The 829-nt window shown below is 58.0% G+C and carries 3 pseudogenes; all 3 read left to right on the top strand.

Annotation, left to right across the window (positions count from 1 at the left end):
* Positions 1-214 precede the first annotated feature (214 nt).
* A pseudogene (locus TR36_RS16150) lies at positions 215-383 on the top strand (sugar ABC transporter permease); the annotation flags it as partial.
* A 1-nt stretch (position 384) separates the two neighbouring features.
* A pseudogene (locus TR36_RS14065) lies at positions 385-610 on the top strand (carbohydrate ABC transporter permease); the annotation flags it as partial.
* Position 611: 1 nt separating this feature from the next.
* Positions 612-829: pseudogene (locus tag TR36_RS15955) on the top strand (protein adenylyltransferase SelO family protein); the annotation flags it as partial.

Raw genomic sequence — 829 nt, 5'->3', positions numbered from 1 at the left:
AGAAACCGCATCATCTCAATGTTGAACGCATCGGGTTGAGTGATGTTCACCGCGTGGGCGCCATGGTCCATCATATGCAAGCTCCCTTTCGGCAAACTCTGAATTAGCGTTTCACTACGGGAATATGGCACGAGCAGGTCATCCTTGGTGGCAAGTGCCAGAACAGGGCAGGTCAGTGCGTGCAGCCGGTCCGTGATGTCGAAGGCCGATATATGGCGGTCCGGGTAACGCGTCGACCAACCTCACCTACCTCGTCTATTCGCAGTCGCTGCTGCAGTATGACGTGGGCCTCGGTTCGGCAGGCGGCATTNGTTGCGGTCATCCTTGCCAATATCGTTGCGATCTTCCTGATGCGGATGATCGGCAAGAATCTGGAGACCTGATATGGCACGAGCAAGCACGACGCAGCGCAAGGCCGTAGTCACGGTCTGCGCATGGGCTGTGGGATTGGTGATCTTTTTCCCGATCCTGTGGACGATCCTGACCAGCTTCAAATCCGAGGTGGANCGCCATTGCGATCCCGCCGAAGTTCCTGAACTTCAACTGGACGCTGGACAACTATCATGACGTGCAGGAGCGTTCGCGCTACTTCCTGCACTTCATGAACTCCCCCGGTTCCCGCGCCAGCCACGCTCAAACTGAACGAAGGCATGTGTGCGCAGCTTGGTCTGCCCGATCTTTCCGCTAGGGCTCTGATCGGATTGGACCTTGCACCGGATGCGCATCCGGTGGCCTTGGTTTATGCAGGCCACCAGTTCGGAGGTTTTTCGCCCCGCCTGGGGGATGGCCGGGCGTTGCTTCTGGGGAAATTAACGGGCCGGATGGGGCG

Source organism: Falsirhodobacter sp. alg1, assembly GCF_000739715.2.
Lineage (GTDB): Bacteria > Pseudomonadota > Alphaproteobacteria > Rhodobacterales > Rhodobacteraceae > Falsirhodobacter.
Note: the sequence above shows the minus strand (reverse complement) of the source record. Positions and strands in the feature narration are given on the sequence as shown.